Raw genomic sequence first — 22,816 nt, 5'->3', positions numbered from 1 at the left:
AAAGTTCAACGAAGGATTAATTTTTTATTATTAATTTATTTTATTAAAAATAAATAAACGTTGAATGGTAAAAGATAAAATAAATAAAGCAATTTCTGCAATAATTTTACTACTATATACATTAATGCCAAAACTATGGATAAATGTAATTAAACTATAAGCAATTAAGCCTAAAAAACTGGCTAAACTGGCATATTTAATCGCCGCAGGTAATAGTTTGTTTTGACTTTTAAATGCTAAATGATGGTTTAATTTAAAGTTAAACGTCGCTGATAAAATGCGTCCTAATAATACCGCAAGAAATATATTTTTTTTTATCCAATAAAAGAAAGAGAATACGATAAAGTCAATCGCTGCTGAAAGCAGTGATATAGCCGCAAAGCGTATGAAGACAAAATAAATCTTGATTGAATCGAGCAGTGGATTGAAATGGGATGTGCTATTGCCATCAAGATAGACAGTGCTAATCGGTGTTTGTTGAATAGGGATTTGATTTTCTTTAGCGGCCAGTAGCATTTCTAGTTCAAAATCATAGCCTGAGGTTTTGGAATGAAGTAGTGCTTTCATGAGTTTACGCGGTATAGCGCGTAAACCGGTTTGTGTATCTTGCAACGGTATATTAGTGAATAGGCGTAAAACAAATTTAGTTATTTTATTGCCAACTCGACTGCGCCAGGGTGTGGAAGCATCAGTAAATTGTCGTACACCTAAATAAAGACTAGAAGGATTTTGCATGAAAACATCAGAGATATGTAGAATATCTCTGGGCAGATGTTGTCCGTCGGCATCCGCGGTAACAATACCCGATGCAGTAGAAGCGCTGGTTTCTAACCAATGTTTAAATCCGGTTTTAAGTGCTTGACCTTTTCCTTGGTTTTCTGGGTGTCTCAATAATTCGATATTAAACTCACTGAGTTTAGAGAAAATAGGCGATTTTTTAATATCGGATCCATCGTCAACAACAATAATCCGTTGCGTTGGCCGAAGCTTGCGTAAGGTTTTTACAAGTTGTATTAACTTTTTATTCGGCTGGTAAGCTGGAATAAGAAGAGTGGGATAAAAGTCCGTTAGCATAAGTAGAGATTATATCGTATCCATGTTTGAATTTGCGAGCATACTCTTCGCACTTGAATTTTTGGCTGCGTTGTCTTTCAACTCGCCATCCTCATGTATCATTATATACACTCTGCTGGCTCCGTTTTCGCGACGCCTTGTCAAAAATCCAATTGCTGTGAGTATATTGCAGCGCTAGCGATTAGAAGGTTCCATTTTTTTTAAAATCTGTTCCCCGAGTGGCGTTTGGGGTAAAAGCGTCGCTTTTCGCTGAGAATCTAAGAGTGAAAGGGTCAGCAGAATATCAGCCGCTGGTAAAAATGATTGTGCACGCTCAGGCCACTCGATTAACCAAATCGCTACTTGATCAAACTCATCATATAATCCCATTTCAAGTATTTCTCTCGTTGTTTGTAAACGGTAGAGATCCAAATGAAAGATAAGCTGTTTTGCAAGCTCATAACGCTCGACCAGGGTATAGGTAGGGCTTTTTACTGAGCCGTGATGGCCTAAAGCGTGTAGAAAAAAACGTGTAAACGTTGTTTTGCCTACGCCAAGTTCGCCTTGCAGAAAAATAATAAGCCGTTTATCTTCCGGACAATGCGCCGCTAGTTTTTCTGCAAGCTGCTGGGTTTCTTTTTCCTCATTAATCAAATACTCAGACATATACTCTTCGCCCTTGAATTTTTTGCTGCGTTGCCGCTCAATTCGCAATCCTAATGTATGATAAATACACTCCGGTTGCTTTATTTTCGCGGCGCCTTGCCAAAAATCCAATGGCTGTGAGTGTAGCTAATAGCATTAATGTTCTAATTTTCTATATTTAATTCGTTTTTCAGACTGATTGCCTTCCATGCCGAGTCGTTTTAAGCGATCTGCTTCATAATCCGTATAGTTGCCGGTGAAGTAAGTGACAGTGCTATCGTCTTCAAAAGCAAGAATATGGGTGGCTATTTTATCTAAAAACCAACGATCGTGAGAAATAACCAGAGCGCACCCGGGAAAGCTTAAAAGCGCTTCTTCTAAGGCGCGTAGGGTTTCCACATCAAGATCATTGGTGGGTTCATCCAGCAATAAGACATTGCCGCCAGTGCGTAATAGCTTGGCTAAATGGACTCTATTTCGTTCACCACCCGAGAGATGTTTAACTAATTTTTGTTGTTCGGTGCCTTTAAAGTTAAATCGTCCTACATAGGCACGTGAGGGCATTTGGAATTGATTGATGGTCATAATATCTTGGCCATCTGAGATTTCGTGCCAAACAGTCTGATCCGGGTTTAACGAGTCACGACTTTGATCGATATAAGCGAGCTGCACGGTTTCGCCTTGACGAATACGGCCACTATCAGCTTGTTCTTGCTGCATAATGAGTTTAAATAAAGTCGACTTACCCGCACCATTCGGACCAATAATGCCTACGATGGCACCTTTAGGCACAGCAAAGCTAAGATTATTAATTAATGAACGACCATTAAAACCTTTAGAAAGGTGTTCAAACTCTAATACTAAATCGCCTAAGCGAGGCCCAGGTGGAATATAAAGTGATTGAGTCTCGGCACGTTTTTGAAATTCTTGTGAGCTTAATTCTTCATAGCGCGCTAAACGGGCCTTGCTTTTGGCTTGGCGTCCTTTCGCATTACTGCGCACCCATTCTAATTCTGTTTTTAATGCTTTTTCGTGCGCAGACTGTTGCTTTTCTTCTTGCGCTAAGCGTTTTTGTTTTTGTTCTAACCAAGCGGAATAATTGCCTTGATAAGGTATTCCTTGGCCACGATCCAGTTCTAGAATCCATCCAGCAACATTGTCGAGGAAATAGCGATCATGGGTGACGGCGACGACGGTGCCTGGATAATCATGTAAATAACGTTCTAGCCAAGCGACACTTTCAGCATCTAAATGGTTAGTAGGCTCGTCGAGTAACAACATATCGGGATTCGATAATAGAAGCCTACATAGCGCGACGCGTCGTCGTTCTCCACCCGAAAGCTGGGTAACGTCGGCATCCCAAGGCGGCAGACGTAATGCGTCAGCTGCAATCGATAATTTCCTTTCTAGTTCCCAAGCCCCTTGCGCATCAATTTTTGCTTGTAATTCACCTTGCTCTTCAAATAACTTATTCATTTCTGTTTCGCTGAGTGGCTCAGCAAATTTCATGCTAATTTCATTGAAACGATCCAACAGTTTTTTACTATCGGCAATGGCTTCTTCGACATTGCCACGAACATCTTTATCTGGATTTAATTGGGGTTCTTGCGGCAGAAAGCCAACTTTGATGCCAGGCAGCACACGCGCTTCACCAATAAAGTCCTTATCGACGCCAGCCATAATACGCAGTAAGGATGATTTTCCTGAGCCATTGAGACCTAAGACACCGATTTTTGCGCCAGGCAAAAACGAAAGCCAAATATCTTTCAGGATTTCACGTTTAGGGGGGACAATTTTCCCCACGGCTTGCATGGTGTAAATGTATTGTTGTGACATGTCTTGAATTTTTGCTTATTGAAAGAGCAAGAATGGTAGCAATAATTGACTCATCTAGCCAGGTTTTTCATGCGTTTTCAGCGATAGTTGGCGGGGTTGTTCGCCAACTTTAAGCCGCTATAGCGAGGCGGGTAAACAACGGGAAAATGGCTAATTTTTTGATTCGTAATGGCAAAGCCAATGGTATACTGGCGATGTTTATACTCGTAGCCACCCAGCGCGAAGAGTATATATAATAATTTTTCCCTTAGTGCATAAGGACTAAATACAATGGTTTATTCAACGCAAGAAACGATTGCTGATTTTGATAAAGATCTTTGGCAAGCGATGCAGCATGAGGCGGAGCGCCAAGAAGATCATCTAGAATTAATTGCTTCTGAAAATTATACCAGCCCCTGTGTATTACAGGCGCAAGGTTCCATATTGACGAATAAATATGCCGAAGGTTATCCGGGTAAACGTTACTATGGTGGTTGTGAATATGTTGACGTAGTCGAGCAATTAGCGATTGATCGGGTGAAGAAATTGTTTAAAGCCGACTATGCTAATGTACAACCGCATTCAGGTTCACAGGCCAATGCGGCGGCTTTTATGGCTTTATTGCAGCCGGGTGATCGCCTATTAGGCATGAGTTTAGCGGATGGTGGTCATTTGACGCATGGTTCAACGGTTAGCTTTTCAGGGAAAATGTACCAGGCGACGGCGTATGGTGTTGATCCAAAAACACAGCTCATCGACTATCATGAAGTCGAAAGACTCGCCAAGGAGCACAAACCTAAATTAATTATCGCAGGCTTTTCGGCGTATTCGCGAATAGTCGATTGGCAGCGATTCCGTGATATAGCGGATGAGGTTGGCGCCTACTTTATGGTTGATATGGCCCATGTGGCAGGGTTGATTGCGGCGGGTCTTTATCCATCACCTATTCCAATAGCCGATGTAGTGACTTCTACCACGCATAAAACATTACGTGGTCCACGTGGTGGTCTGATTTTAGCGAAAGCAAATCCAGAAATAGAAAAAAAACTGAATTCTGCTGTATTTCCTGGTCTTCAAGGAGGCCCGTTAATGCATGTGATTGCTGGAAAAGCAGTGGCTTTCAAAGAAGCCTTACAAGCTGATTTTAAGGACTATCAAAAACAAGTCATACGCAATACTAAAGTAATGGCTGAAACAATGGCTGAGAAAGGCTATAAAATTGTTTCAGGCGGAACGGACAATCACCTTTTTTTAGTTGATTTAACAGACAAAAATATTACGGGTAAAGCGGCAGAAGATGTACTAGAATCCGCTTATATGACTTTAAATAAGAACACTGTGCCAAATGATCCACGTTCTCCTTTTGTAACGAGTGGTATACGGCTTGGAACAGCGGCCTTAACAACGCGGGGCATGCAAGAAAAGGAAATGACGCAGGTAGCGACTTGGGTTTGTATGGTTTTAGATCTTTTAAAGGGCTCTGCTGAGCTTGAAAGCGGGGCTCAAAAACAATTGCTAGGGCCATTAAAAGAGTCGGCTGAGATTAAGAAAATCAAACAAGAAGTAATGGCGCTATGTCGCCGCTTTCCAGTATACTCGCGCATGGAGTCAGCTAATTTTGTTGCATAAATAGCCCCGCCTACCATGGTAGGGTAAGTGGATAAATTTGTTTGCTTAGGATTGATTATGAATTGTCCCTTTTGTGATAAAGGCGATACGAAGGTTATTGATTCGCGATTGAGTAGTGATGGTCAGCAAGTTCGGCGTCGGCGTGAATGCCCGTGTTGTAGTGAGCGTTTTAGTAGCTTTGAGTCCGCTGAATTAGGTTTGCCGCGCGTTATAAAGCGCGATAATACACGCAGTGCCTTTGATCAGGAAAAATTGCGTGCAGGTATGTTAAAGGCGTTAGAAAAACGTCCTATTAGTAGTGAGCAAGTAGAAGCGGTGATTCTGCGTTTAGTCAAAAAATTACGTTCATCTGGTGAGCGAGAAATTTCTTCGCGGCAGTTGGGTGAATGGGTGATGGAAGAACTTTGTGATCTCGATCCCGTGGCGTATGTTAGGTTTGCTTCGGTGTATCGTAGTTTTCAGGATATACAAGCCTTTAACCAAACGATTGAGCAGTTAAAAAACGATCTTTCAGTTAATAAAAAACAAGCTAATGATGTCGAAACCGAAAAAAAATAATTTTAAAGAAAGACAACGTGCTAGACGTTTTGCTATGCAAGCTATTTACCAATGGCAATTGACGCAGCACACCTTTTCTGAAATCGAAAAGCAGTTTTTAGCGCAGGAAGAAATGGTCAGCGTTGATACCGCTTATTTTTGCGATCTGGTACGAGGTATCATTGAGAATCAGCCATCCTTAGATGAACAATTACAAGTTTTTTTAGATAGACCTTTAAAAAAATTAGATTTAGTTGAGTGCGCTATTCTTAGATTAGGCGCTTTTGAACTTTGTCATCAACTTGAACTGCCTTATAAGGTGGTATTAAACGAAGCTATAGAATTGGCTAAATGTTTTGGTGCAACCGATGGCCATAAATATGTCAATGGAATTTTACATCAATTAGCACAGAAGGTGCGCCCACTAGAGTTCTCATAACTGAATGCTTTGATAATGCCTATAAGCGAGTTTGATCTTATTCAGCGCTTCTTTAATCAAGAAAAAAACAATCGTGCCGATGTGATACGAGGAATAGGTGACGATGCCGCCGTATTACAGCCACCGGCGGGCCAACAATTAGTAGTGACCACCGATACGTTAGTGGCCGGCCAACATTTTCCAGAAAATACATCTCCCTTTGATATTGCTTATAAAGCATTAGCGGTTAATTTAAGCGATTTAGCGGCTATGGGAGCAGAACCGGCTTGGATCTTACTTGCTTTGACTTTGCCCGTGGCAGATAAAGCCTGGTTAAGTGAATTTACGCAAGGATTTTTTTCTTTAATGCATCGTTTTCAATGCCAGCTCGTGGGTGGCGATACGACACGTGGGCCGTTGAGTATAACGGTTCAAGCATTAGGATTTATTCCAAACGGAAAAGCATTGCTTCGTTCTGGTGCACAAGCGGGTGATCCTATTTATGTGACAGGTACCTTAGGTGATGCAGGTTTAGCTTTAGCAGATTTAAAAAATAAGGTTGATATACTGACACAAGAACAGCGTAGTGCTTTGTTAACACGTTTGAATCGTCCTGATCCCCGTGTTGCCATAGGATTAGCACTACGAGATATCGCGAGTAGCGCTATCGATATATCCGATGGTTTAGCGGCTGATTTGGCGCATATTTTAGCAGCAAGCCAGGTTGGTGCAGTCGTTGAGGTAGCGAAGCTTCCCCTTTCAAAGACATTACTTGCATTGCAGCCTGAAAAAGCACAGCAATTAGCATTAAGTGCAGGCGATGATTATGAATTATGTTTTACTGTTCCAGAAGCACGTGAAAGTGCTTTAAAGCAAGCCTTAGAAAAAATCGCTTGTCCTTATACAGCAGTTGGTTTTATTAGCAAAGAAAGTGGATTGTTATTGCAAGGCGAAAATGGAGAACCTTTTCTATTAGAAAAACAAGGTTTTCTGCACTTTTAGATCAGATTGTTTATTTTCAAATTTTTTAAGGGGAAACGCTATGCAAAAAACGCTAGTAAAAAAGGTATTTAGTAATCCTATTTATTTTATTGCCTTTGGTTTTGGATCAGGATTATCGCCTTTTGCGCCAGGTACTTGTGGGACCTTAGTTGCGATCCCGCTTTACTATTTTATGCAGTCGCTTTCTTTAGTTAATTATAGCCTTATTTTATTGCTGGCTATCTTAATTGGGATTTGGATTTGTGATGTCACCGAACGAGACATGGGGATTCACGATTACTCGGGCATCGTGTGGGATGAAGTGTGTGGGTTTGGTCTTACAATGTGGGCAGCACCACAAGGATGGTTGTGGATTGTCATTGGTTTTTTCTTGTTTCGTTTATTTGATATTGTAAAACCTTGGCCTATCGCTTGGATGGATCGAAAATTACCTAGAGGTTTTGGTGTCATGGTCGATGACTTAATGGCGGCGGTATATGCTTGGATATTGTTGCATGGTATTGCCTATTTTTTCTTTCATTAATACTCTTCGCACTAGAATTTTTGGCGGTGTTCCTGCTCAATTCGCAATCCTCATGTATGTTGTATACATTCCGGTTGCCTCATTTTCGCGGCGCCTTGCCGAAAATCCCATTGCTGTGAGTATATTTATCTTATCTGCACTATTATTCGCGGTGGTAAGGGTGATTATTGAGTATGCTCCAGGCACGGTAGAGCTGTTCAACTACTATAATTCGTACCAGCGGGTGGGGAAGGGTTAAGGGAGAAAGTGACCAACGATGCGCCGCTTTATTTAAGCAATTTGAACCTAGGCCATCTGGACCACCGATTAAGAAGCTAATATCTTCGCTGTCCGATTGCCATTGTTGTAATGCTTCTGCGAGTTGCTTGGTATTCCATTGTTTCCCTCTTTCATCGAGCGCAATAACTTTCGAGTGTTTAGGAATAGCGGCGAATATTTTTTTTTCTTCTTCTTCTATCAATGAGGGAATATGACTATTTTTGCTGCGTTTACTGGGTGGAATGCTAATTAATTCAAACTTATATTCAATGGGAAGGCGTTTTTGATAATTTTCAAAACCTTCGTTTACCCATTCAGGCATGCGAGTTCCAACAGCAATTAAACGCAGTTTCATTAAATAGGTTTGTCCCACAGCTTTTCTAGATTATAGAATTCACGAATGTTGGGTAACATAATATGAACAATTGCATCGACTAAATCGATTAATACCCATTCACCTTCTTGTGCACCTTCCACGCCGAGGATAGTAATCCCTTTTTGTTTAGCGGTTGTTACGACATACTCTGCTAAGGTTTTGACATGACGATTAGAATTACCCGTACAAATAATCATGAGATCGGTAATGCTGGTAACGTCACTGACATCCAGTACCGTAATGTCTTTTGCTTTATGATCTTCTAGCAAAGCAACGATATCTTTTTGGATGATGTCTTTATTGGATGATGTATTTGTCATTGATATAACTTTTGTTCCTGAATGTAATCAAGTACGGAGCTCGGTAATAAGCCAGTGGGCATTGAACCATGCGCTATTTCCTCTCGAATGGCCGTAGATGAGATAGCTAGCGGTTTTACAGCAGCTACGAATAAAAGTCCAGCCGATTGCTTCAATAATAAAGCGGGATCGTGGGTTTGATGTTTTTTTATAAGGTCTTGGATAATGTCATTATACGTGACGGTACAGCCAGCTCTAGGCACGATGACAAGATGTGCGGTTTGAATCAAGGCGGTCCATTCATGCCACTGGTTTAAATACGCTAAATTATCACTGCCTAAAATAAGTGCTAATGGGATATTATGAAACTCACGACGTAGCGACAGCAGCGTATCTATTGTATAAGAAGGCGTGCTGCGTTTTATTTCGCGTTCATCGATTATAAAGTGCGGATAAGGTATGAGCGCACGCTGTAGCATAGCGAGTCTTTGTTGTTCATTAGCGATGGCTTTTTTACCAAGTAGAGGATTTTTACAGGGAATAAAGCGGATTTCTTGGCAATGCAATTGCTGTTGCACTGCTTGCGCAATGTGTAAATGACCACAATGGATGGGGTCAAATGTTCCGCCTAAGATGCCAATACTCTTCGCACTTGAATTTTTGTCTGTGTTCCCGCTCAATTCGCAATCCTCATGTATGTTGTATACACTGCGGTTGCTTCATTTTCGCGGCGCCTTGACAAAAATCCAATTGCTGTGAGTATATCATAAGGGGTTTATACCGGCTAATTGAAGGCTTAATTGTTGTAATGTCTGCCAGATATTGCCTGAGACCACGCCTTTTATGATGCGATCACTTTGGGCAGCAAGTTTTAATAGCGCATACCAGTGGCTTAGCGAATGACCTTGTAAAGCGCGTTGAAATAAAGGTTGGCGTTTTTCCCAGATGTGGTGCGTTTGGAAAAGTGTTCTTAAATTTTGCCCTTGGGTTAATTGAAAGGCTAATGAGGCTAATTGACGACATTCTCGGCTGAGTGACCATAAGATTAATAAAGGCTCAACCCCTTCTTCTCGGAGTCTATTTAAAATTCTCAAGCAGCGTTTAGCTTCGCCTTGTAATGCGGCATCCGTTAGCTTAAAGGGATCGAAACGTGCATTATCTGAAAGCGCTTGTATCATCGCTTCCGGTGTAATGATGTGCTGAGTGCCTGATGCAAAATATAAGCTTAGTTTTTCAATTTCTTGTGCGCTTGCTAATAAATTTCCTTCTGTGGCTGAAATAAGACACTGAATCGCTTCTTTTTCTGCTTTTAAACCTAAGTTGGTTAAACGTTCTGTGATCCAGCGTGAGAGTTGGGCATGTTCCATCGGCCATAGCGGGATAAAAACACCAACGTTATCGATACTTTTAAACCAAGTGGTTTGCAGTAAGCGGCGATCTAATTTTCCTGTAATAATAAGTAAAAGTTTATTTGGGGGTAGATCGCTTGCATAGGTTTTAAGGGTTTGTGCTGCCGATTCAGAAACACCTTGTAGAAGATGTAATTCTATAATTTGTTTTTCTGAAAATAAGCCATAATTGTTAGCATGTGCGAGTAGTGTTTGCCAATTAAAACCGGATTCGGCATAGAATACTTCACGTTCAGAAAAACCCTGTTTTTTTGCGCTGTTTCGGATGTTATCACAGGTCGTTTGTACGAGTAGAAGCTCTTCACCACTGACAAAATAAATCGGTGCTAATGGTTTACTGTCTAATAACTTGTTCAATTGTTCATAGCGCAATTGCATAGGGTATTACCACTACCTGGCAGGCATTTGACAGAATTGATTATACAGTGCGCGGGAGGATAATCGTGTTATCAGTTGTTGAATGGCATCGCGTTGCATCTCATCTTGTAAATCATTTTGTGTATTGAGATCACCACTTAATTGGTTTGAGGTGATTGAGAAATTACGTGTAACAAGAATTTTATGTGGCGGCAATAAAATATGCTGCTGTCTATCCATTAACCGAAAGAACACGGTATAAGAAAGAAGATAAGTCGTTGTTTGACCTGCATTGCCTAAACTAGTAATCGTTCGATTAAAGCTTTGTGACAGAATTTGTAACGTCATAGGTGCTGAAGGCGATACACGCGTATCAATCCCCAGGCTATTTAATGTTTGGCGTAACGCTTTATTAAAATTGCTGTAAGGCGAATCCGATTGCAAATAAAGCGTGTGAAACGGGATGGTTTGACCTTCTCTATAACCACGTAATTGAAAACCACAGCCATTTAATGTCAATAGAATGATAAGAAGGCAAAAAAAATGATAAAGACGAATGTTCATAAAAACAGACTTAAATAACGATATTAACGAGTTTTTTGGGAACAACAATAATTTTTTTAATGGCTTGGTTTTCAGTATAGCGTTTAATATGAGGATTATTGAGGGCGGCCGTTTTAATCGTTTCCTCATCAGAGTTGGTTGCTAATGATAAACGTGCACGTAGTTTACCATTGATTTGTACTACCCATTCTATTTCTTCCATCGTCAAGGCATCCGCGGCTACTTTTGGCCAGGTTGCTTTTATAATTAAGCCTTTAAACTGCAGTGCTTGCCATAAAACATGGGTAATATGCGGTACGATAGGTGCAAGCAACCGCAATAGAATACTTAAGCCTTCGTGTATAAGTCGTTTTAGACTCTGGTGAGAAGTTTCAGAAGGAGAGCGCAGTGATTGTCCAGCGGCTTGTAATAGATTTAATAGTTTCATACAGCCAGCAATGACGGTATTGAATTGTTGTCGTTCATAATCATGTTTGGCAAGTTGCAGAATTTCATAGATTTGTCGTCGTAAATTCCGCTCTTCAATCGGTGCACGTGCCCAATCAATAGGATGAACGAGGTTTGTTTCACAGGCTTCATTCAGTTCATGTAGCCAAGTATGTGTGTAAACAAAGGCCCAAATCCGTTTTAAAAAACGATGTGCACCTTCCACACCAGCATCTGACCATTCGAGTGATTGTTCAGGCGGTGCTGCAAACAAACTAAAAAGACGTAAGGTGTCACTGCCATATTTTTTTATTAATGCCGCAGGATCAACGGTATTTCCTTTTGATTTAGACATTTTAGCACCGTCTTTAAGCACCATGCCTTGTGTTAATAAGCGAGTGAAGGGCTCGTTGGAATTAAGTAATTCAATGTCGCGCAAGGCTTTATGAAAGAAACGTGCATATAAAAGATGTAAGACGGCATGTTCAATACCACCCACATAATGGTCGACGGGTGTCCAATATTTAGCTCTGTCATCTAACATTGCTTTATCTTGAGAAGGGCAAGCAAAGCGTGCGTAATACCAAGAAGATTCTACAAAGGTATCAAAGGTATCTGTTTCCCGGGTTGCAGTTTGTTTACATTGTGGACAGGTAGTTTGATAAAATTCGGGCATCGCCTTTAAGGGTGAACCAACGCCGGTTAACTGAACCGACTCTGGCAAGATGACGGGTAGATCTTTTTCAGGAACAGGCACAGCGCCACAGTCATTGCAGTAGATAATGGGGATTGGTGTGCCCCAATAGCGTTGGCGTGATACACCCCAATCACGTAATCGATAGTGTGTTTTATGGTTTGCCAACTCATGTTTTATTAATAATTCAGAAATAGCAGTGGATGCTTTTTCTGAAGATAAACCAGTGAAGGGTCCAGAGTTGATTAATTGACCTGATGTGACCAAGGGTCCTTGATTATAATCGTGTGGTTTTTTATCCAGAGATTCGATGACAGGAAGAATAGGTAGTTGGTATTTTATTGCAAACTCAAAATCTCTTTCGTCATGGGCAGGAACACCCATAATGGCGCCGCATCCATAATCTGTTTTTACAAAGTTAGCAATCCAAATAGGTAATGCTTCGCGCGTCATAGGATGGAGTGCAGTGATGCCACTGGCAATGCCTTGTTTTTCTAAAGTAGAACTAGCGGCTTCTGAAACAGGCACATGTTGATAAGAATCAATAAATTTTTGTACCTGTGGATTATGTTCTGCAGCGTAGCGCGCGAGTGGATGTTGTGGTGAGATAGCTAAAAATGAAGCACCAAATAGCGTATCAGGTCGTGTAGTGAAAATTTCAATGGATGTTAATTGCGGATCATTAATCAAAAATTGAATGGCTAAGCCCGGTGATCGGCCTGTCCAATGGCGTTGCATCGCTTTGACTTCTTCAGGCCACCCTTCTAAGGAGTCAAGACCATTTAAAAGTTCATCCGCATAAGCAGTAATCTTTAAAAACCATTGTGGGATTTCTTTACGTTCGATTAATGCGCCCGAGCGCCAGCCACGACCATTAATAACTTGCTCATTCGCTAAAACCGTTTGGTCTACAGGATCCCAATTGACCACCGAATTTTTTTTATAGACTAACCCTTTTTTAAGTAGCTGAATAAAAAACCATTGCTCCCAGCGATAATAGTCCGGTTTACAGGTGGTAATTTCTCGGCTCCAATCGAAGCTAAGTCCGAGTTGCTTAAATTGAGCACGCATGTGATCAATATTGCGATAGGTCCAATCTGCCGGCGCGACTCCGTGTTTAAGTGCAGCATTTTCTGCGGGTAAACCAAAGGCATCCCAACCTATAGGGTGTAGAACATTTTTACCTAGCATGCGTTGATAACGCGCAATGACATCGCCTAGTACATAATTGCGTACATGACCAACGTGTAAGGTACCGCTAGGGTAGGGAAACATAGAAAGACAATAAAACTTTTCTTTATTGAGATCTTCTATGACTTTAAAACATTCATGTTCGTGCCAAAATTTTTGCACTTCGGCTTCTATCACGTCAGCTTGATATTCTTCTTGCATCATTCGCTAGTTACCTTGTTATTTCCTGTTTTCATTCGCGACGGCTTTGTAGATATTGCTCACAGCAATTGGATTCTCAGCAAGGCACCACAAAGATGAGCAGCCTTCTTTCCTGTAGAATACAGGGGGGTTGCGAACTGAGTGATAACACAGCCGAAAATTTAAGTGCGAAGCGTATAAGCGTAACATAAGATGATTAATCCTACTAAAAACATAATACTCGGACAATCGCCTAACTTGACCCAAGGTGTAGTGCCTGACAACGCATAAACAGAGCCTGTTAAGGTACTGACTTTGAATGGTGGAAGTTGTGCTTGAATGTTCCCTTGGGGCGTAACAATTGCCGTCATGCCAGTATTACTTAAAAATAGCAGATAACGGCCCGTAGCCAATGCTTGAAACTGGCCAATTTGTAGATGTTGAGCCAAGGCAAATGAATGGCCAAACCAGGCATCATCATTAATGGTGAGTAACAATTGTGCTTTAGGAAGGGCTTCACGGACAAGGCTAGGATAGGCAATTTCATAGCAAATAAAGGTGCCAAGATCGACACCCGCTACTTTAAATGCGGATTGGTTTGGTGGTCCGGGCGAAAAGCTAGACATAGGAATATCCAATAAATTCAGCAGGCCTTGAGCGCAGGCGATCCACCAGGGTAGATATTCTCCAAAGATGACAAGGCGTTGTTTGTAATAGCGAGCATGGTCTACCCCCACTGCCAGCATACCATTGTAATATTGAAACCCTTCTTGAATAGGAATGCCTGTAATGAGGGTTGCACCGTGTTGGGTTGCTTCTTTATCAAGCTGAGTTAGAAAGGGACGGGCATTATGTTGCAAGATAGGAATAGCGGCTTCTGGCCAAATAATAAGACGACTATGCCAATAAGCTTGGGTTAATTGCTTATAGTTATCTAAAGAAGTTTGCGCATATTGCGGTTCCCATTTTATTTCTTGTGGGATGTTAGCCTGAATAAGACTGACCTGTATAGGTTGACCGACTACCCGAGTCCAATGAATAAAGTGTAATCCATAACCCGCGATCCAAAGTACAATCAAGAGGACTAAGGGAAATAGACTCACAGCAATTGGATTTTCGGCAAGGCGCCGCGAAGGTGAGGAACCGGAGTGTATATCTGGTACATGAGGATTGCGAACTGGGCGGGAACACAGCCGAAAATTCAAGCGCGAAGAGTATAAAGAATTTTTTTCTTTCTCGATGATTACGCCCGATAACAAGGCTGAACTGAGCGTGACTAAAAAAGTAACGCCGAGCCCTCCAATCAATGGTACATAACCAGCGAGTGGTGAATTGACTTGGCTGGTGCTCAATAATAGCCATGGAAACCCTGTCAATATCCAACTCCGAACCCATTCACTTAAGGTCCAAAGACTAGGAAAAATCAAATAACGTTTGATTCTACTATTATCAGGAAAAAAGCGGTTTAGAAAATAACCTTGTAAGCCTGTGAATAGTGCCAAGATAAAAATGAATAGCCCGGTGATAAACAACGATAATAAAATCGACGTGTTACCAAACACATGAATACTAATAAAAACCCAAGAGACACCGACAGAAAAAAAACCAATACCAAAAAATAAACCAATAAAAAAGCTGCGCCGGGGTGTGCAGTTTAGCCACAGCAATAATAATAAGGCGGGGCAAATGATAGCTAAGGGATACAATGCAAGCGGTGCAAAGGCCAGTGCTAACAGACCACCGATGATGAGCGCCAACCCTTCTTTAAAATATATATTCTTCGCACTTGAATTTTTGGCGGCGTTGCCGCTCAACTCGCCATCCTCATGTATCATACACACACTCCGGTGGCACGTTTTCGCGGCGCCTTGCCAAAAATCCCATTGCTGTGAGTATAAGGGTTGCTTAAGTTCATAGTGAAATTTATTTAAACCAATCTAAATGGCTTGCCATATGCGTTAGCTTTTCGCTAAGTTTGTCGGCAACTGATTTTTTCAGGAGGAATTTTAGTTCATAAATATCAGCATGGTTGCTACAAGCTTGATTCATTAAGTAATCATCGCTGGTGATGAGTTCATCCACTAATTTTAGTTCCAGCGCATCCTTGGCAAGCCAATGAGCACCCGTAGCGACTTGGTCTATATTAACTTGTTTTCTATTGGCCTCGATAAACTCTTTAAATAAACGATGAATCTCTTCAAGATCCTCTTTGGTTTTTTCACGTGCTTTTTCGGTGTTTTCACCAAAAATCGTCAAGGTACGTTTGTATTCACCGGCGGTTAGTAATTCAAAATCAATATCTCTTTTTTTTAAGAAGCGATGGAAATTCGGTAATTGTGCAACAACACCAATAGAGCCAATAATGGCAAAAGGAGCGGCTAGAATTTTATCCGCAACACAGGCCATTAAATAGCCGCCACTCGCGGCAATTTTATCGATAGAGATAGTTAAAGGAATCCGTTTGTTTTTTAAGCGTTGTAATTGTGAAGCGGCTAAACCATAGGGAGATACCATGCCGCCACCACTTTCTAATTTCAATACGACTTCATCTTGAGGTGTAGCGACTTGGAGAATAGCCGTGATTTCTTCGCGTAATGCGCAGACAGCGGATCCTTTAATGTCTCCTTGAAAGTTTAAAACAAAAATATGTTTTTTTGCTTGCTTGCTTTGTTTTTTGAGTTTGATTTTTTTTTCTTTCGCGTGCTTCTTTTTTGCAGCTTTAGTCAAAATCTCCGCATTGAGTACATCAGTGAAGTCTTGATACTTGCTATTGAGTTTGTTGATATAGAGCTTAAGCCGTGTTTGTTCTTTTGCCTTGCGAGCAATGGCAAATAGGCCAGCGGCAAGTGTTAAAATAGCGAGTACTAGCGTAACCAGTTTCAATAAAAATTCACTATATTGCAGAAGGAATGACATGTGAAACTTCCTAAAGGGTATGAGAATAAATGAGGGGATTATCTAATGAAACGTAGGGTTTGTCATGTTATTCTGCAATTACTTGCATGATCGTCATGTTTATATTCATAGGTGTTGGTAAAAATGAGGCGGCTGGCGTGTGTGCCTGCCAAGTGCTATGTATCCTCGAACGTACTAATCGGTTCTCATGACGGGGAGCGCTCGATTGTTAGGCATTTGATCGGTTGATTTTTTTGATTGCCAAAATCCAGTTGCTGTGGTTGCTAAGGGTAATATTTGAATCGTATTTGCAAACTGTTTTTCATTCCATAGGCTTCTATGATAGCTAATCAATAGTTTCTGCTGTACCAACGCAATATAAATTTTCATAAACAAGGGTTGCAGAAAAGCTAAAATAAGAAAGGTCAGTTGTATAGTAAAGGGAGTACTTAGATTATTTTTTTCTGGCAGTTCCTTGCTTATATAGGTGAGTGAGCTAAAAAACAAAGGATTGTTTGTTGTTGTCTCATCAATTTTCTTTATCCTCTTATGCGATACTTTTTTCCTTAAATTTTTTGGCTTGATTTTTCTTATTTTATTTATCATTCTTCTGCTATTTAAGAGTGAATGTGTTTTTTCTTTCTGTTTTTCCTTGCATGTGAGGGGTTTCTGTTCTGAAAGATTCATTTTCGCTGCCTTATTCTTTTCATTTTAATTTATAGTAGCATTAATTGAGGGTTTTAAAAATATTTTTTATAGCGTTTGTGTTCGGAAATATGAAGAATGAAAAATGATGGCGAGTGTATACAGATTCTGTTTTTTATAAAACGCAATGAGGTTACAGAATTTTGGCTTGGTTATATATCCTTAAATTCTGACTTTTTCGGTATTAATAGCTATAGGAACAAACCCGGATTAACTGTAAACTAGGGTTTTTATAGCTGATGATGATTATTTTATGAAGTTGCTTGATTTTGAGATAGGCTTAGATAAACCCTTATTTTTGATAGCAGGTCCCTGCGTCATTGAGAGTGAACAATTAGCGATGGATACGGCGGGGCAACTCAAGGAAATAACCCAACGATTGAAAATACCTTTTATTTATAAATCTTCGTTTGATAAGGCTAATCGTTCTTCCAGTGAGGGTTTTAGGGGCTTAGGCTTAGAAGAAGGATTGCGTATCTTAGAGAAGGTGAAAAAAGAATTACAGCTTCCTATTCTCACCGATGTTCATGAGGATACGCCCTTAGAAGAAGTAGCTAGTGTCGTCGATGTGCTACAAACACCGGCATTTTTATGTAGACAAACTAACTTTATTCAAAATGTGGCAAGGCAAGGTTTAGCCATCAATATCAAAAAGGGTCAGTTTCTTTCCCCATGGGAAATGTCTAATGTCGTAAAAAAGGCGCGTGAGGTTAGCAAAGGCGTCATCATGGTTTGTGAAAGAGGCGTTTCTTTTGGGTATAACAACCTTATTTCAGATATGCGCTCACTCGCTGTCATGCGGGAAACGGCTTGTCCAGTCGTATTTGATGCAACACATTCTGTGCAGTTGCCTGGAAAAGAAGGTGCACGAAGTGGTGGTCAACGGGAGTTTATACCTGTTTTAGCGCGCGCCGCGGTTGCAGTAGGTATTGCCGGACTCTTTATGGAAACCCATCCTAATCCTGAAAAAGCATTAAGTGATGGCCCTAATGCTTGGCCCTTAGGTAAAATGGAAGCACTGTTGGAAACACTACAAGAATTAGATCACGTTGTTAAGAAAACGACATTGATAGAAACAACTTTATGATCCGTTAAACTTCTACTCGGTTTTTATAAAATATGTCAAAAATTAAATCTATCAGAGCGTATGAAATTTTAGATTCACGCGGAAACCCAACCATTGAAACTGAATTAGTTTTAGTGTCAGGCGAAAAGGCCAGTGCTTGTGTTCCTTCGGGTGCTTCGACGGGCTCCTTAGAAGCGCTGGAGCTAAGGGATAATGACGCAAACCGCTATCAGCGAAAAGGCGTTTTAAAAGCAGTTCATCACGTTAATAGCATTATTCAAAAAAGCCTTATAGGAAAAGAGGTTGATGATCAGGAGAACTTAGATAAAGAAATGATAGCTTTAGATGGTTCGCCGAATAAGGAAAATCTGGGTGCTAATGCGATTCTATCGGTTTCCTTGGCGATTGCTAAAGCAGCTGCTTTAAATCGCGGTCAAGAATTATATGAATATTTAGCTAGCTTGGCTGCTCATCAAGCAAATGAAAAGTTTATTATGCCTGTTCCGATGATGAATATTATTAATGGGGGAGCGCATGCGGATAACAATCTTGATATTCAAGAGTTTATGGTGTTGCCTATAGGTGCTTCTTCTTTTAGCGAAGCACTACGTGCCGGTGTAGAAATTTTTCAGGCCTTAAAAATTTCACTTAAGAAAAAAGAGTTTAATACCAATGTGGGAGACGAAGGTGGTTTTGCGCCTGATTTGCGATCACATAGCGAAGCGATTGACTGTATTTTAGAAGCGATTGCACAAGCAGGTTATACCGCCGGTAAAGATATTTATTTAGGTTTGGATGCCGCTAGTACAGAGTTTTATAAAGACGAAAAGTATTGTTTAGAGGGTAAAAAATTAAATCAAGAAGAATGGATTGCTTATTTAGAAAGTTTAGCTAAACAATACCCCATCATTAGCATTGAGGATGGCATGGCCGAAGCGGATGAAGCAGGTTGGATAGCGCTTACGCAACGATTGGGTAAAAAGGTGCAGCTGGTAGGCGATGATTTGTTCGTGACAAATCCCACTTTATTTGCGCAAGGGATTAATAAGAAACTAGCGAATGCTATTTTGATTAAATTTAATCAAATTGGAACCTTAAGCGAAACATTGCAGGCTATTGCACTGGCAAAAAAAGCTAACTATGCGGCTATTATTTCTCATCGTTCGGGTGAGACAGAAGATACAACTATTGCAGATTTAGCAGTAGGTACCGGTGTTGGTCAGATTAAAACAGGTTCAGCGTGTCGCACCGATCGTGTTGCTAAGTATAATCGTTTATTACGTATTGAAGCCGGTTTAAAAGAAAAATCGATTTATGCCGGGCGTTCGACTTTTTCCCGATTTTTAAATGGCTAAAACCATGAAACCTTTTATTATTATTCTGACCGTACTTTTTTTAGTGTTGCAATATAAATTATGGTTTGAGAAAGACGGTTTTTGGCGAGTACAGCGGCTTAAGCAAGAGATTACAAAGCAAACACAAGAAAATTTGCAGTTAAGTCAACGTAACGAAACCTTAGTGGCGGAAATCAAGGATCTAAAGATAGGTAAAGCCGCATTAGAAGCGCATGCACGTAATGATTTAAATATGGTAAAGCCAAACGAGTTATTTTATCTGATTGTTGATAAGGACAAAAAGAAATAGTGCTATGTTCACAGTAGTGATACTCACAGCAATGGGATTTTCGGTAAGGCGCCGCGAGAATGCAGCTAAAAATTAAAGTGCGAAGCGTATATTTAAAACTTGCCGGGCTTCCAAATCCGAATGATCGGTGCTAGGGCGTTGATTTTGACATTTCTTAAAGGTGGAAACTCTAAAGAAGCTTCAGAATTAATAACATAGAGATCAAAACTATTCGTCGCTTGACCAATTCTAACCCGTCTTACTTCCAATGTGTTTTTTTCGATTTCAACAATACAGTCTATGCCATTCGCAAGTTCCATATTTTTTCCGGTCAATTTTTTTCCGGCGACGATATCGCCTTTGCAATAAAGAGGCATCATGCTCTCATTATTAATAAGATAAACAAGATTGTCAGGGTGAATGCTTTGAAATAAATTAAGTTCTTCTTTGATCCTTCCAGATAGATAGTCAGAACTTTCTTCACGGATTATTTGTGTTGAAGTTTCAATCGAAGGGTAATTAATTTTAGAAAGTTTACTGGGGTCAGTAATTTTAGGCTCTGTGCCTAAACCAGATAAAAGCCATATCGTTGAACATTCAATGCCTTCTTCGCGTAAAGCCTTAATAACTTTTTTTGAGCCTCGTTCTGTAATGCTACTATAACCTTGTTCCCAATAATTAATAGTGGTTAATCCTAGGGTGCATAGTTGTGCAAATTCTTTCATTGAAAGACGTGTCATTTTACGTAAGAACCTAAGACGACGCGCCCGTTCTTGAATTTCTAGAGGAATATCAATTTTATTTTTTTCTTTGTTACGCGTATTAATTTTCTTATCCATAGCATTACCAAATTTGACAATACATATCCTTTTAGATAAAATTTAATCTGAGTTGAAGATAACTTAGATTAAATGAAGGCCAACGCTTATGAGTTGGATGATGTATTGCTTTAAGCATGGTGTTTATCTTTAATTTAAATGGATTAAAAGAAATCTCTGAAAAACGTTTAAACAAACATAGCGTTTATTGCTTATTAGTTTTTCGCTTTTTAGGGCGACAATAGTTTTCTTTTGTTCATAAAAATAACGTGAAATTTAAGCACTATTATAATGAATAGGCCCCTGGAAGGGGTAGTGTATAACTATTTGATAAAAAAGGGTATTTATTCATCGTGTTTTTTCAATATCAGGTCGTTTTGTATTGATTTTCAAGTCCTTTTACTAAGAAGTTTTTATAAATCTTAATGAATAACCAGACAATAATAAAAAGAGGAAAGTTTATGCCCCAGCCCCACGTTAAAGGCCCTTATGTTTTAATGACTGTCATTAGCTTAGATAACCATTTGCAACAGGGGGAGTGGTGGAGTAAATTTTTAGAAAAGGTCGATCAACGTTTTGAAGTAGGGGAATTAGAAAAACTAATTATTATCACCACGGGTCATTCGATGAGACAGGAAAGCATTGTGAAAGCAATGCGAAGTCGAAGAGCCCGCGATAGGCGTGCGTTGACGGGCGAAGCAGGAAACGCATCACGCCGTAAAGTCATTTGTGGGAGGCACGGGCATGAACTCCGAAGGAGTGAGTGCGTGCCGGACGCAGGACGTATCGCGGCCTAATTTCAGTCGCGTCATGCGAACGAATTTCGGGGACACGATGGCCGAAATTCTTCGGGAGCATAGCGACTCACTTGTCAAAAACGATTATTTTAATGGTAAAAATAAAGAATTTAAACATTTAGTGGATGATCATGCCGATCGTTATATTACCAGAAAGATAAAGATCTATTTAAAAGAACAAAAACAGGAAATCAATCGGGATGATTTTTTTAAAGTCGCCATTGATTATGCCCTAGAAGAATGTGCGGCTTTGGTGCAACTTTTTCGATGTGGGGCGGATCGTTTGGTTTATCCTAATGGTAAGCCCCCTCCAATCAATCATATCTGGAAAAAGTACTTTGCTGATGTTCCTTTGCACTATGAAAACTGTAAACCCACAAAAACAAAAGCTATTCCTACTATCAATAGGCACTCAAGCTTTTTGCCAGTGAGTCAGGATAATTTAACCGTTGAATATGCGCATTGGGCTTTAAATAAAGTGCCTTGGGCATCTTTGAAATCTGAACAGCAATTTCAATTTATTCAGGGTCTTGATCGTCTACTTTGTAGCGTTAGTTCTAAACAATTAGAAGAAGAATCGTTTCAGCCATTAAGAAGAATGTCACATTAGGAGCAATGTATGACCTTAGCCGTAATGGAAAATATAGCCATAGCATTAGATGAAATTTTCCCCATCAATATCAATCTTTTTTAATCGACGAAAAGGAAATAATTAGCTGGGCAGATAGAAATATGTTGGAGGTGAGTGGCGTGGCTAGCTTAGAAACCATTCAAGGACAACACGCTTCTATTTTTGGTGAGGTATTGTGGCTTACTAGTGAACAAGTCATGCTCTCTAAGCAAAGGAAGGTTCTTTATGAACGTCACAATGATAAAGATTTTTTTGTTATAAAAGTACCTTATAAGAAAGAAGGCATTAGAGGTGTGATGGGTTTATCAATTGATATAAGCAAATTAAAACAAGCAGAGCGTACGAAAAGTATGTTTACTATGAACATGGGGCATGAGATTCGTACGCCATTTTGCGGCATCATCACGGTATTGGAATTACTTTATGCAAAAGAAAAAGATATAAATAAGAGAGAGTTGCTAGAAATGAGTTTGTATTCTAGCAGGCGTCTATTGGATTTTATGAACGATATCCAAGAAGTCTCACGGATAGGGCATTTGCCATTAGATGACGAAAGCTGTGATATGAAAGTCATCGTTAAGGATATTGTAAAATTTTTAAGATCTTCTATAGAGATGAAAGGATTAAAAATTGAAGTTTCTTGTGCGAGTGACGATATTATGATTAATCGTTATCGTATTGAGAAAATTTTACTAAATTTACTTGGAAATGCGGTTAAGTTTACAGAGCAAGGGGTTATCACGGTTTCTATAAAAACCTCACCCATTTTAACCATCGTCGTCAGTGATACAGGCATAGGGATTGATAAAAAATATCATGAAAAAATCTTTGAAAGTTTTTTTCAAGCCGTGTCATGCTATAAAAAAGTGATTATGCAGGTATTGGAAAAGGACTTTACTTAGTTA

The 22,816-nt window shown here is 40.0% G+C and carries 24 protein-coding genes; 11 read left to right on the top strand and 13 right to left on the bottom strand.

All coding sequences use genetic code 11. The features are described 5' to 3' along the window. Positions 1-30: 30 nt before the first annotated feature. The 3 genes from KX723_RS07000 to ettA all read right to left on the bottom strand — a co-directional run bounded on the left by KX723_RS07000 (position 31) and on the right by ettA (position 3,534). Positions 31-1,074 carry a bifunctional glycosyltransferase family 2/GtrA family protein gene (locus KX723_RS07000; protein WP_218813669.1) on the bottom strand — a complete coding sequence of 348 codons (1,044 nt, stop codon included), beginning with the start codon at positions 1,072-1,074 and terminating at the stop codon, positions 31-33. A 174-nt stretch (positions 1,075-1,248) separates the two neighbouring features. Continuing rightward, a complete protein-coding gene (tsaE, locus tag KX723_RS06995) occupies positions 1,249-1,719 on the bottom strand; it encodes a tRNA (adenosine(37)-N6)-threonylcarbamoyltransferase complex ATPase subunit type 1 TsaE (protein WP_218813668.1) in 471 nt (156 codons plus the stop codon). A gap of 135 nt (positions 1,720-1,854) precedes the next feature. Beyond that, positions 1,855-3,534 carry an energy-dependent translational throttle protein EttA gene (ettA, locus tag KX723_RS06990; RefSeq protein ID WP_218813667.1) on the bottom strand — a complete coding sequence of 560 codons (1,680 nt, stop codon included), beginning with the start codon at positions 3,532-3,534 and terminating at the stop codon, positions 1,855-1,857. 270 nt (positions 3,535-3,804) lie between these two features. Here ettA and glyA point away from each other — a divergent pair, with 270 nt between their 5' ends. Genes glyA through KX723_RS06965 form a run of 5 tightly spaced genes read left to right on the top strand, consistent with a single transcriptional unit; the run spans position 3,805 to position 7,622 of the window. Beyond that, positions 3,805-5,142: a serine hydroxymethyltransferase gene (gene glyA, locus KX723_RS06985; RefSeq protein ID WP_218813666.1), complete on the top strand. Its 1,338-nt coding sequence runs from the start codon at positions 3,805-3,807 to the stop codon at positions 5,140-5,142. 57 nt (positions 5,143-5,199) lie between these two features. After that, positions 5,200-5,700 (top strand): transcriptional regulator NrdR, encoded by a 501-nt coding sequence (gene nrdR, locus KX723_RS06980; RefSeq protein WP_218813665.1) that lies wholly within the window; start codon positions 5,200-5,202, stop codon positions 5,698-5,700. After that, entirely contained in the window at positions 5,675-6,118 is a 444-nt protein-coding gene (gene nusB / locus KX723_RS06975; protein ID WP_218813664.1) for a transcription antitermination factor NusB, read from the top strand. Before nrdR ends, nusB begins: the two co-directional genes overlap by 26 nt. Positions 6,119-6,133: 15 nt before the next feature. Further along, positions 6,134-7,099, top strand: coding sequence for a thiamine-phosphate kinase (gene thiL / locus KX723_RS06970; RefSeq protein WP_218814979.1), 966 nt, complete (start codon positions 6,134-6,136; stop codon positions 7,097-7,099). A gap of 40 nt (positions 7,100-7,139) precedes the next feature. Further along, positions 7,140-7,622, top strand: a complete 483-nt coding sequence (locus KX723_RS06965; RefSeq protein WP_218813663.1) for a phosphatidylglycerophosphatase A family protein — start codon at positions 7,140-7,142, stop codon at positions 7,620-7,622. Positions 7,623-7,764: 142 nt separating this feature from the next. Here the strand turns inward: KX723_RS06965 and rlmH are convergent, their stop codons facing one another. The 9 genes from rlmH to KX723_RS06920 form a co-directional block, all read right to left on the bottom strand. Further along, positions 7,765-8,253 (bottom strand): 23S rRNA (pseudouridine(1915)-N(3))-methyltransferase RlmH, encoded by a 489-nt coding sequence (gene rlmH, locus KX723_RS06960; protein ID WP_246562434.1) that lies wholly within the window; start codon positions 8,251-8,253, stop codon positions 7,765-7,767. Continuing rightward, positions 8,235-8,576: a ribosome silencing factor gene (gene rsfS, locus KX723_RS06955; protein ID WP_218813662.1), complete on the bottom strand. Its 342-nt coding sequence runs from the start codon at positions 8,574-8,576 to the stop codon at positions 8,235-8,237. The genes rlmH and rsfS overlap by 19 nt, the downstream gene beginning before the upstream one ends. Continuing rightward, positions 8,573-9,235 (bottom strand): nicotinate-nucleotide adenylyltransferase, encoded by a 663-nt coding sequence (gene nadD / locus KX723_RS06950; RefSeq protein WP_218813661.1) that lies wholly within the window; start codon positions 9,233-9,235, stop codon positions 8,573-8,575. Before nadD ends, rsfS begins: the two co-directional genes overlap by 4 nt. An 84-nt stretch (positions 9,236-9,319) precedes the next feature. Further along, positions 9,320-10,342, bottom strand: a complete 1,023-nt coding sequence (gene holA / locus KX723_RS06945; protein WP_218813660.1) for a DNA polymerase III subunit delta — start codon at positions 10,340-10,342, stop codon at positions 9,320-9,322. A gap of 12 nt (positions 10,343-10,354) precedes the next feature. After that, entirely contained in the window at positions 10,355-10,885 is a 531-nt protein-coding gene (locus KX723_RS06940; protein ID WP_218813659.1) for an LPS-assembly lipoprotein LptE, read from the bottom strand. 10 nt (positions 10,886-10,895) lie between these two features. Continuing rightward, a complete protein-coding gene (leuS, locus tag KX723_RS06935; RefSeq protein ID WP_218814977.1) occupies positions 10,896-13,397 on the bottom strand; it encodes a leucine--tRNA ligase in 2,502 nt (833 codons plus the stop codon). Between the two features lie 161 nt (positions 13,398-13,558). Next, the gene (lnt, locus tag KX723_RS06930) at positions 13,559-15,211 is read right to left on the bottom strand and encodes an apolipoprotein N-acyltransferase (RefSeq protein ID WP_218813658.1); all 1,653 of its coding nucleotides are present in this window, start codon (positions 15,209-15,211) and stop codon (positions 13,559-13,561) included. Between the two features lie 88 nt (positions 15,212-15,299). After that, entirely contained in the window at positions 15,300-16,292 is a 993-nt protein-coding gene (gene sohB / locus KX723_RS06925; RefSeq protein ID WP_218813657.1) for a protease SohB, read from the bottom strand. Positions 16,293-16,466: 174 nt separating this feature from the next. Beyond that, the gene (locus KX723_RS06920; RefSeq protein WP_218813656.1) at positions 16,467-16,958 is read right to left on the bottom strand and encodes a hypothetical protein; all 492 of its coding nucleotides are present in this window, start codon (positions 16,956-16,958) and stop codon (positions 16,467-16,469) included. A 271-nt stretch (positions 16,959-17,229) separates the two neighbouring features. On the opposite strand from KX723_RS06920, the gene kdsA reads away from it, so the two are divergent. The 3 genes from kdsA to ftsB are packed head-to-tail and all read left to right on the top strand — an operon-like array spanning position 17,230 to position 19,686. Continuing rightward, positions 17,230-18,063 carry a 3-deoxy-8-phosphooctulonate synthase gene (gene kdsA / locus KX723_RS06915; RefSeq protein ID WP_218813655.1) on the top strand — a complete coding sequence of 278 codons (834 nt, stop codon included), beginning with the start codon at positions 17,230-17,232 and terminating at the stop codon, positions 18,061-18,063. Positions 18,064-18,095: 32 nt separating this feature from the next. Further along, entirely contained in the window at positions 18,096-19,397 is a 1,302-nt protein-coding gene (eno, locus tag KX723_RS06910) for a phosphopyruvate hydratase (RefSeq protein WP_218813654.1), read from the top strand. Beyond that, a complete protein-coding gene (gene ftsB / locus KX723_RS06905) occupies positions 19,390-19,686 on the top strand; it encodes a cell division protein FtsB (protein WP_246562433.1) in 297 nt (98 codons plus the stop codon). The genes eno and ftsB overlap by 8 nt, the downstream gene beginning before the upstream one ends. Before the next feature lie 92 nt (positions 19,687-19,778). On the opposite strand, the gene KX723_RS06900 is transcribed toward ftsB, so the two are convergent. Then, a complete protein-coding gene (locus KX723_RS06900) occupies positions 19,779-20,504 on the bottom strand; it encodes a helix-turn-helix domain-containing protein (RefSeq protein WP_218813653.1) in 726 nt (241 codons plus the stop codon). A gap of 440 nt (positions 20,505-20,944) precedes the next feature. On the opposite strand from KX723_RS06900, the gene KX723_RS06895 reads away from it, so the two are divergent. The 3 genes from KX723_RS06895 (at position 20,945) to KX723_RS06885 (ending at position 22,813) form a co-directional block, all read left to right on the top strand. Next, on the top strand, positions 20,945-21,280 hold the full coding sequence (locus tag KX723_RS06895; RefSeq protein WP_218813652.1) for a hypothetical protein: 336 nt from the start codon (positions 20,945-20,947) through the stop codon (positions 21,278-21,280). Positions 21,281-21,317: 37 nt separating this feature from the next. After that, positions 21,318-21,890 (top strand): hypothetical protein, encoded by a 573-nt coding sequence (locus KX723_RS06890; protein WP_218813651.1) that lies wholly within the window; start codon positions 21,318-21,320, stop codon positions 21,888-21,890. A 140-nt stretch (positions 21,891-22,030) separates the two neighbouring features. Then, positions 22,031-22,813, top strand: coding sequence for a sensor histidine kinase (locus KX723_RS06885; RefSeq protein ID WP_218813650.1), 783 nt, complete (start codon positions 22,031-22,033; stop codon positions 22,811-22,813). Positions 22,814-22,816: the final 3 nt, after the last annotated feature.

It is taken from the genome of Rickettsiella endosymbiont of Dermanyssus gallinae (genome assembly GCF_019285595.1).
In the GTDB taxonomy this organism is placed as follows: Bacteria; Pseudomonadota; Gammaproteobacteria; order Diplorickettsiales; family Diplorickettsiaceae; genus Rickettsiella_B.
Note: the sequence above shows the minus strand (reverse complement) of the source record. Positions and strands in the feature narration are given on the sequence as shown.

What these genes read in the sequence shown, in the direction of transcription:
- KX723_RS07000 (WP_218813669.1), bottom strand. Translation starts at nt 1,074, where the DNA reads ATGCTAACGGACTTTTATCCCACTCTTCTTATTCCAGCTTACCAGCCG.
- tsaE (WP_218813668.1), bottom strand. Translation starts at nt 1,719, where the DNA reads ATGTCTGAGTATTTGATTAATGAGGAAAAAGAAACCCAGCAGCTTGCA.
- ettA (WP_218813667.1), bottom strand. Translation starts at nt 3,534, where the DNA reads ATGTCACAACAATACATTTACACCATGCAAGCCGTGGGGAAAATTGTC.
- glyA (WP_218813666.1), top strand. Translation starts at nt 3,805, where the DNA reads ATGGTTTATTCAACGCAAGAAACGATTGCTGATTTTGATAAAGATCTT.
- nrdR (WP_218813665.1), top strand. Translation starts at nt 5,200, where the DNA reads ATGAATTGTCCCTTTTGTGATAAAGGCGATACGAAGGTTATTGATTCG.
- nusB (WP_218813664.1), top strand. Translation starts at nt 5,675, where the DNA reads ATGATGTCGAAACCGAAAAAAAATAATTTTAAAGAAAGACAACGTGCT.
- thiL (WP_218814979.1), top strand. Translation starts at nt 6,134, where the DNA reads ATGCCTATAAGCGAGTTTGATCTTATTCAGCGCTTCTTTAATCAAGAA.
- KX723_RS06965 (WP_218813663.1), top strand. Translation starts at nt 7,140, where the DNA reads ATGCAAAAAACGCTAGTAAAAAAGGTATTTAGTAATCCTATTTATTTT.
- rsfS (WP_218813662.1), bottom strand. Translation starts at nt 8,576, where the DNA reads ATGACAAATACATCATCCAATAAAGACATCATCCAAAAAGATATCGTT.
- holA (WP_218813660.1), bottom strand. Translation starts at nt 10,342, where the DNA reads ATGCAATTGCGCTATGAACAATTGAACAAGTTATTAGACAGTAAACCA.
- KX723_RS06940 (WP_218813659.1), bottom strand. Translation starts at nt 10,885, where the DNA reads ATGAACATTCGTCTTTATCATTTTTTTTGCCTTCTTATCATTCTATTG.
- leuS (WP_218814977.1), bottom strand. Translation starts at nt 13,397, where the DNA reads ATGCAAGAAGAATATCAAGCTGACGTGATAGAAGCCGAAGTGCAAAAA.
- lnt (WP_218813658.1), bottom strand. Translation starts at nt 15,211, where the DNA reads ATGATACATGAGGATGGCGAGTTGAGCGGCAACGCCGCCAAAAATTCA.
- sohB (WP_218813657.1), bottom strand. Translation starts at nt 16,292, where the DNA reads ATGTCATTCCTTCTGCAATATAGTGAATTTTTATTGAAACTGGTTACG.
- KX723_RS06920 (WP_218813656.1), bottom strand. Translation starts at nt 16,958, where the DNA reads ATGAATCTTTCAGAACAGAAACCCCTCACATGCAAGGAAAAACAGAAA.
- kdsA (WP_218813655.1), top strand. Translation starts at nt 17,230, where the DNA reads ATGAAGTTGCTTGATTTTGAGATAGGCTTAGATAAACCCTTATTTTTG.
- eno (WP_218813654.1), top strand. Translation starts at nt 18,096, where the DNA reads ATGTCAAAAATTAAATCTATCAGAGCGTATGAAATTTTAGATTCACGC.
- ftsB (WP_246562433.1), top strand. Translation starts at nt 19,390, where the DNA reads ATGGCTAAAACCATGAAACCTTTTATTATTATTCTGACCGTACTTTTT.
- KX723_RS06900 (WP_218813653.1), bottom strand. Translation starts at nt 20,504, where the DNA reads ATGGATAAGAAAATTAATACGCGTAACAAAGAAAAAAATAAAATTGAT.
- KX723_RS06895 (WP_218813652.1), top strand. Translation starts at nt 20,945, where the DNA reads ATGCCCCAGCCCCACGTTAAAGGCCCTTATGTTTTAATGACTGTCATT.
- KX723_RS06890 (WP_218813651.1), top strand. Translation starts at nt 21,318, where the DNA reads ATGGCCGAAATTCTTCGGGAGCATAGCGACTCACTTGTCAAAAACGAT.